This is a genomic window from Escherichia sp. TW14182 (assembly GCF_000208525.1).
Taxonomy (GTDB): Bacteria; Pseudomonadota; Gammaproteobacteria; order Enterobacterales; family Enterobacteriaceae; genus Escherichia; species Escherichia ruysiae.
This window is the reverse complement of sequence record NZ_AEJZ01000070.1, coordinates 1-6,723: the sequence shown is the minus strand read 5'-3', so window position 1 is coordinate 6,723 and position 6,723 is coordinate 1. Positions and strand designations below refer to the sequence as shown.

The window sequence follows — 6,723 nt, the reverse complement described above, 5'->3', positions numbered from 1 at the left end:
CCACTACATCCACAGAACCTGCCAGCAGGTCTTGCAGTAATGGCGTCATCACCTTCTCTTCGATATTCAGGTGCAGCGTCGGCATCTCTTTTAGCAAATGCAAAATTGCCTGGGATACGCAGTCAGTGGCGACAGGAGAACAACCTATTTTCAGACTGCCGACCAGCCCGCCTTGTTTAAAGCGCGCCAGTTCATGTTGCGATCGCTCCATGTCATTGATTAATCGTTGGGCATGTTGCAATAACAATTTGCCACCTTCGGTCGGACGTAGCCCTTTGCTGTGCCGCTCAAAGAGTGTGAGGCCGATCTCATCTTCGAGTTGTGACAGCCATTTCGACAGCGCAGGCTGAGTGATATTCATCATCCGCGCCACATGGGTCAGATTACCCTGTTCGCCCAGCGCCACCAGCATTTGCAGGTGATGAAGTTTTAATTTCTGCGCCCAGTTTGCCATTTGCCATAACCTCCAGGTTATCTCTCTGCCGAAAATGCCATTGTACATTTCATCTCTTTAATCACAATATCGCAACATATACAAAACAATAGAAACATCTACCTTACCTGCACTGAGGCATTCACTATGACTCAACGACGTGATTTACAAGCACTGATCGATGCCGCTCCGGTCGGCAAGATGCAGTGGCGCGTTATCATCTGCTGTTTTCTGGTGGTAATGCTCGATGGTTTTGACACGGCGGCTATCGGCTTTATCGCTCCCGATATTCGTACTCACTGGCAACTCTCCGCAGGCGATCTCGCGCCGCTGTTTGGCGCGGGTCTGTTGGGATTAACCGCAGGCGCGCTGCTTTGCGGCCCGTTGTCCGATCGCTTTGGTCGTAAACGGGTCATTGAGTTGTGCGTCTTTTTATTTGGTGCGTTAAGTCTTGCCTCTGCTTTTTCACCAGATCTGCAAACACTGGTAATCCTGCGCTTTCTCACCGGGTTAGGTCTTGGCGGCGCAATGCCGAATACCATCACCATGACGTCGGAATATCTGCCAGCTCGTCGTCGAGGCGCGCTGGTAACGCTGATGTTTTGCGGTTTCACGCTGGGGTCAGCCTTTGGCGGGATTGTCAGCGCGCAACTGGTGCCGGTGATTGGCTGGCACGGCATTCTGGTGCTGGGAGGCGTATTACCGCTGATTTTATTTGTCGCGCTGGTGGTGGTTTTGCCGGAATCGCCACGCTGGCAGGTGCGTCGCCAGTTACCGCAGGCGGTAATTGCAAAAACCGTGAGTGCCATGACTCGCGAGCGTTATGTCGATACCCACTTTTATCTCAATGAACCAGCCGCTATTGCCAAAGGCAGCATTCGCCAGTTGTTTGCCGGGCGTCAGTTAACCATCACGTTGATGCTGTGGGTCGTTTTCTTCATGAGCCTGCTGATCATTTACCTGCTCTCAAGCTGGATGCCGACGTTGCTTAACCATCGTGGTATCGACCTGCAACATGCGTCCTGGGTCACCGCCGCATTCCAGATTGGCGGCACGTTGGGCGCGCTGGCGCTGGGCGTACTGATGGATAAATTCAATCCTTTCCGCGTGTTGGCGCTGAGCTATGCCATAGGCGTTGTATGCATCGTGATGATTGGCTTAAGTCAGGACGGATTATGGCTGATGGCACTGGCTGTCTTTGGCACTGGCATTGGTATCAGCGGATCGCAAGTGGGGCTGAACGCGCTGACCGCCACGCTCTACCCGACACAAAGTCGCGCCACGGGCGTGAGCTGGTCAAACGCCGTCGGCCGCTGCGGCGCGATTGTCGGTTCGCTTTCTGGCGGCGTGATGATGGCGATGAATTTCTCTTTCGACACTCTGTTTTTCATTATCGCTGTGCCTGCGGCGATCAGTGCGGTGATGTTAACGCTGCTGATTACCGTCGTTCGCCAGTCGACCTCTGTCCCTGACTCACTGCCTCGCGCAGGCGTTGTGAACGAATAAGGAGCATCTCAATGACTGATAACAATCAAAATAGCCGCGAGCAATTTTATCAGCATATTTCCGGGCAAAACCTGACCCCGCTGTGGGAGTCGTTGCACCATCTGGTGCCGAAAACGCCCAACGCTAATTGCGCGCCAGCGTACTGGAATTATCAGGAGATCCGCCCGTTGTTGCTGGAAAGTGGCAGCCTGATTGGCGCGAAAGAGGCGGTGCGTCGCGTACTGGTGCTGGAAAACCCGGCGCTGCGCGGTCAGTCCTCTATTACCGCCACCTTGTATGCCGGTTTGCAACTGATCATGCCAGGCGAAGTGGCACCAAGCCATCGTCATAACCAGTCGGCGCTGCGTTTTATTGTTGAAGGTAAAGGCGCATTTACCGCCGTTGATGGCGAACGCACGCCAATGAATGAGGGCGATTTTATCCTGACCCCGCAGTGGCGCTGGCACGATCACGGTAATCCTGGCGACGAACCGGTTATCTGGCTGGATGGACTGGATCTGCCATTAGTGAACACTCTGGGCTGCGGTTTTGCCGAAGATTATCCGGAAGAGCAACAACCGGTAACGCGCAAAGAGGGGGATTATCTGCCGCGTTATGCCGCCAATATGTTGCCGCTGCGCCATCAGACGGGGAACTCCTCGCCGATCTTTAACTACCGTTATGATCGCAGCCGCGAAGTGCTGCACGATTTAACCCGCCTGGGCGATGCCGATGAGTGGGATGGCTACAAAATGCGCTACGTCAACCCGGTCACTGGCGGGTATCCGATGCCGTCGATGGGCGCTTTCCTGCAACTGTTGCCGAAAGGGTTCGCCTCCCGCGTGGCGCGCACAACTGACAGCACCATCTACCACGTGGTGGAAGGCGGCGGGCTGGTCACTATCGGCAATGAAACCTTCACCTTTAGTGCAAAAGATATCTTCGTGGTGCCGACCTGGCACGGCGTGTCATTCCAGACCACGCAAGATACCGTTTTATTTAGTTTTTCGGACAGACCGGTACAAGAAGCCCTGGGGCTGTTCCGCGAAGCGCGTTATTAATTTGGGAGAGAAAAAATGACTCAATATGTATTCGAACCGCAAGCGCCCGTTACCGTACCGGTTGTTGGCAGTGATGAACAATTCCCCGTGCGTCGCGTTTACTGTGTCGGACGTAACTATGCTGCCCACGCCCGCGAAATGGGCTTCGATCCGGATCGTGAACCGCCATTCTTCTTCTGCAAACCAGCGGATGCCGTTGTTCCGGTTGCCGCAGGCGAAACGCTGGCGCTGCCGTATCCGGCACAGACTGATAACTACCATTATGAAATTGAACTGGTGGTGGCGATTGGCAAAAAGGGCAGCGATATCCCGCTGGAAAACGCCCACGAATATGTCTGGGGTTATGCCACGGGGCTTGATATGACCCGTCGCGATCGTCAAATGGAAATGCGCCAGATGGGACGCCCGTGGGAAATCGGCAAAGCGTTTGATCTCTCTGCGCCGATCGCGCCGCTGCACAAAGCCAGCGAAACCGGCGGTATTGAGAACGCGCCAATCTGGTTACAGGTTAACGGCGAAGATCATCAGCGCAGCGATATTCGTCATCTCATCTGGTCAGTGAATGAAACCATCAGCTACCTGTCCGGCTTCTTTGAACTGCAACCGGGCGATCTGATCTTCACCGGCACGCCGGAAGGTGTTGGCCCGGTGGTGAAAGGCGATGTGATCACGGGCAACGTCGAGGGTTTAACCCCTATCGCGGTGAAGATTGTCTGAGGTGCAAGATGAAGCTGTACAGTTTTTTTAATAGTTCAGCGTCGTACCGGGTGCGTATCGCGCTGGCGCTAAAGGGTATCGATTACCAGACCGAAGGGGTGAATATCCGCATTGGTCAGCAAAACGAACTGGCCTACCGGCGGATGAATCCGGTCGGGCTGGTGCCGACGCTGCTGACCGATGATGGCGAGTCACTCGGTCAATCGCTGGCGATAATTGACTGGCTGGATCGTCATTATCCACAAGTTCCGCTGTTGCCGCAGGAAGAACCGGCTCGCAATAAAGTCCTGGAAATTGTTTATGCCATCGCTTGCGACATTCATCCTCTGAATAATTTGCGTGTGCTGCGCTACCTGACCGAAGAACTGAACGTCAGTGAAGAAGAGAAAAAACGCTGGTATGCGCACTGGATCCAGCAAGGGTTAAGCGCGGTGGAACAACTGCTGCGCCAGAGCCAGTCGGGGCAATTTTGTGTGGGCGAGACGCCGACGCTGGCAGACTGCTGCCTTGTCCCACAGTGGGCAAATGCGTTACGCATGAACTGCGACCTGAGTGCATATCCGCGCTGTAAAGTGGTGTACGACGCCTGCACGCAGCTGCCAGCATTTATAGCTGCCGCGCCAGAAAATCAACAAGATAAAATTTCAGCCTGACCAGGAGAAGCATAATGACGAAAGTGACACGCGCAGTAATTGTGGGAGGCGGGATCGGCGGTGCGGCAACTGCGCTGTCACTGGCCCGCCTGGGGATCAAAGTCGTGCTGCTGGAAAAGGCACATGAAATCGGTGAGATTGGCGCAGGCATCCAGTTGGGGCCAAACGCGTTTTCGGCGCTGGACAGTCTTGGCGTCGGGGAAATTGCCCGTCAGCGCGCGGTGTTTACCGATCACATCACCATGATGGACGCAGTAAACGCCGAAGAGGTGGTGCGCATTGAAACCGGGCAGGCCTTTCGTGACCATTTTGGCGGCCCTTACGCGGTGATCCATCGCGTTGATATCCATGCCTCGGTGTGGGAAGCGGTACTGACGCATCCGGACGTCGAATATCACACCTCCACACAGGTGGTGGATATTCGTGAGACGGAAGACGATGTCACCGTTTTTGACGATCGCGGCAATAGCTGGAGCGGCGATATTCTGATTGGCTGTGATGGCGTGAAGTCAGTGGTGCGTCAGAGCTTATTAGGCGATGTGCCGCGCGTTACCGGGCATGTGGTCTACCGTGCGGTTATCGATTGTGCCGATATGCCGGAAGATTTGCGTATCAACGCGCCGGTACTGTGGGCGGGGCCGCACTGTCACCTGGTGCATTACCCTTTGCGCGGCGGCAAGCAGTATAACCTGGTGGTGACATTCCACAGTCGCCAGCAGGAAGAGTGGGGCGTGAAGGATGGCAGCAAAGAGGAAGTGCTCTCCTATTTTGAAGGCATTCATCCACGCCCGCGCCAGATGCTGGATAAACCGACGTCATGGCGACGCTGGTCAACTGCCGACCGCGAACCGGTGGCGAAGTGGGGAACGAAGCGCATAACGCTGGTGGGCGATGCGGCGCATCCGGTGGCGCAATATATGGCGCAGGGTGCCTGTATGGCACTGGAAGACGCGGTGACGCTCGGTAAGGCGCTGGCAGAATGTGACGGCGATGCGGCACAAGCCTTTGCGCTGTATGAGTCGGTACGTATTCCACGCACCGCGCGCATCGTCTGGTCAACCCGTGAAATGGGGCGGGTATACCACGCTGCGGGGGTCGAACGCCAGGTACGTAACCTGCTGTGGAAAGGGAAATCGCAGGCAGAGTTTTATCGTGGTATGGAGTGGCTGTACGGCTGGAAAGAAGATAACTGTCTGCAACCACGCTGAGCACTTTAATCCGTTGACCGGAGGCGCTACCATAGCGCCTCATTTTTTTGCGGGTGATGATATGCGTGTACTACTGGCGCCGATGGAGGGTGTGCTTGACTCTCTGGTGCGTGAATTGCTGACCGAAGTTAACGACTACGATCTGTGCATCACCGAATTTGTCCGCGTGGTCGATCAACTGCTGCCGGTAAAAGTCTTTCATCGCATTTGCCCTGAACTACAAAATGCCAGTCGAACGCCATCCGGTACGCTGGTGCGGGTACAACTGCTGGGGCAGTTCCCACAATGGCTGGCGGAAAATGCCGCTCGTGCGGTGGAGTTAGGCTCCTGGGGCGTGGATCTCAATTGCGGCTGCCCATCGAAAACGGTTAACGGTAGCGGCGGCGGGGCGACGTTACTCAAAGATCCCGAGCTCATCTACCAGGGGGCAAAAGCGATGCGCGAAGCTGTACCGGCGCATTTGCCCGTCAGCGTGAAAGTGCGGCTTGGCTGGGACAGCGGCGATAAGAAGTTTGAAATTGCCGATGCTGTTCAACAGGCTGGCGCCACGGAACTGGTGGTGCATGGGCGGACAAAAGAGCAGGGCTACCGTGCGGAGCATATTGACTGGCAGGCGATTGGCGAAATTCGCCAGCGGCTGAATATTCCGGTGATTGCCAACGGTGAAATCTGGGACTGGCAGAGTGCGCAACAATGTATGGCGATGAGCGGCTGCGACGCGGTAATGATTGGTCGCGGGGCGCTGAATATTCCCAACCTGAGCCGGGTGGTAAAATATAACGAACCGCGAATGCCGTGGCCGGAGGTGGTTGCTTTGCTGCAAAAATATACCCGTCTGGAAAAGCAGGGCGATACCGGGCTATATCACGTCGCGCGAATTAAACAGTGGTTGAGTTATTTGCGTAAAGAATACGATGAAGCAACGGAATTATTTCAGCATGTTCGGGTGTTGAATAATTCCCCTGATATTGCAAGGGCTATTCAGGCAATTGATATAGATAAGCTGCGATAATAGTGGAATCGCAGCATATTAGAGACAATAAATCGCTTATTCAGCTTCATCATTTTGTTGCGCTCCTTTCATGAGCTAAGCCATATATCACAACTGGCGCAAGGAGCGCGCAGGGGGCGACCAATCGCCGCCGCCCCCTGCACCCCCGGGCTCT

Annotated in this window: 7 protein-coding genes; 6 read left to right on the top strand and 1 reads right to left on the bottom strand. The window is 55.0% G+C overall.

Annotation, left to right across the window (positions count from 1 at the left end; all coding sequences use genetic code 11):
* A partial coding sequence (locus EQY_RS0107085; RefSeq protein WP_000024641.1) for a LysR family transcriptional regulator occupies positions 1 to 454 on the bottom strand: 454 nt, incomplete at its 3' end.
* Between the two features lie 126 nt (positions 455 to 580).
* Between EQY_RS0107085 and mhbT the strand changes: the two genes are divergently transcribed.
* The 6 genes from mhbT to dusC all read left to right on the top strand — a co-directional run bounded on the left by mhbT (position 581) and on the right by dusC (position 6,569).
* Positions 581 to 1,939: a 3-hydroxybenzoate transporter MhbT gene (gene mhbT / locus EQY_RS0107080; protein WP_000194207.1), complete on the top strand. Its 1,359-nt coding sequence runs from the start codon at positions 581 to 583 to the stop codon at positions 1,937 to 1,939.
* 11 nt (positions 1,940 to 1,950) lie between these two features.
* Positions 1,951 to 2,979, top strand: coding sequence for a gentisate 1,2-dioxygenase (gene gtdA, locus EQY_RS0107075; RefSeq protein ID WP_000131690.1), 1,029 nt, complete (start codon positions 1,951 to 1,953; stop codon positions 2,977 to 2,979).
* Positions 2,980 to 2,994: 15 nt separating this feature from the next.
* Complete coding sequence (locus EQY_RS0107070; protein ID WP_000196042.1) at positions 2,995 to 3,696, top strand: fumarylacetoacetate hydrolase family protein; 702 nt, start codon at positions 2,995 to 2,997, stop codon at positions 3,694 to 3,696.
* 8 nt (positions 3,697 to 3,704) lie between these two features.
* The gene (gene maiA / locus EQY_RS0107065) at positions 3,705 to 4,349 is read left to right on the top strand and encodes a maleylacetoacetate isomerase (protein WP_000781173.1); all 645 of its coding nucleotides are present in this window, start codon (positions 3,705 to 3,707) and stop codon (positions 4,347 to 4,349) included.
* 14 nt (positions 4,350 to 4,363) lie between these two features.
* On the top strand, positions 4,364 to 5,557 hold the full coding sequence (locus EQY_RS0107060; RefSeq protein WP_000170146.1) for a 3-hydroxybenzoate 6-monooxygenase: 1,194 nt from the start codon (positions 4,364 to 4,366) through the stop codon (positions 5,555 to 5,557).
* A 61-nt stretch (positions 5,558 to 5,618) separates the two neighbouring features.
* Positions 5,619 to 6,569 carry a tRNA dihydrouridine(16) synthase DusC gene (dusC, locus tag EQY_RS0107055; protein ID WP_024212451.1) on the top strand — a complete coding sequence of 317 codons (951 nt, stop codon included), beginning with the start codon at positions 5,619 to 5,621 and terminating at the stop codon, positions 6,567 to 6,569.
* Positions 6,570 to 6,723: the final 154 nt, after the last annotated feature.